Raw genomic sequence first — 707 nt, 5'->3', positions numbered from 1 at the left:
GTGAGCGTCACGAGAGGAGCACTGGTGCCCGGGCTTGACTTGCGCGGAATGCTCTGGATAGCCCGGTCGGGATGATTGACGCTGCCGGCGCGCGGTGATGGGGTGATCCCGGTTTGGAGCGGGTAACGGGGATCAGAATGACCAGCGAGTCGCAGCTGCGCGAGAAGCTTCGGAAGATCGAGGCGTTGTTCGCGGGTGCAGGAACTGCTGGTGAGCGCTTGGCAGCGGAAGCCGCGCTGCAGCGGGTGCGTGCCCGGGTCGAGGAGCTCGCTCGCCACGATCCACCGATCGAGCAACAATTATCACTTCCTGACCAATGGTCGCGGCAGCTGTTTCTGGCACTTTGCCGCCGATACGGGCTGCGGCCGTTTCGTTACCGCCGCCAGCGACGCAACACGGTGATGATCCGCGCGTCACGGGGCTTCGTTGACAAGGTTCTGCTGCCGGAGTTCACCGAGCTGGAGAGGGCGCTGCAAGTCTATCTGCACGAGGTGACGCTGCGCGTGATCCGCGAAGAGATTTATGACGACACCAGCGACGCGCAGGAAGTTCCCGACGCCCTCCCGTCAAATTGATCAGGCAGCGAGCTTTGTCTCCAGAGCATCGCGCTCGGCCTTCCATGTCCACGGCAGCAATGTGTGCAGCTGATTGATCTTGGTGCGTCCGGAGACGATGCGCTCGAGAACGTCGGTCAGATAATGCCGTGG

The 707-nt window shown here is 62.5% G+C and carries 2 protein-coding genes; one reads left to right on the top strand and one right to left on the bottom strand.

Annotation, left to right across the window (positions count from 1 at the left end; translation table 11 throughout):
- Nucleotides 1-137: 137 nt before the first annotated feature.
- The gene (locus QJT82_RS45545; protein ID WP_018270227.1) at nucleotides 138-575 is read left to right on the top strand and encodes a hypothetical protein; all 438 of its coding nucleotides are present in this window, start codon (nucleotides 138-140) and stop codon (nucleotides 573-575) included.
- On the opposite strand, the gene QJT82_RS45540 is transcribed toward QJT82_RS45545, so the two are convergent.
- The coding region (locus QJT82_RS45540) for a transposase domain-containing protein (protein ID WP_281446744.1) at nucleotides 576-707 on the bottom strand (132 nt) is incomplete at its 5' end.

This window comes from Bradyrhizobium sp. Mp19, from assembly GCF_029952935.1.
GTDB lineage: Bacteria > Pseudomonadota > Alphaproteobacteria > Rhizobiales > Xanthobacteraceae > Bradyrhizobium > Bradyrhizobium elkanii.
Note: the sequence above shows the minus strand (reverse complement) of the source record. Positions and strands in the feature narration are given on the sequence as shown.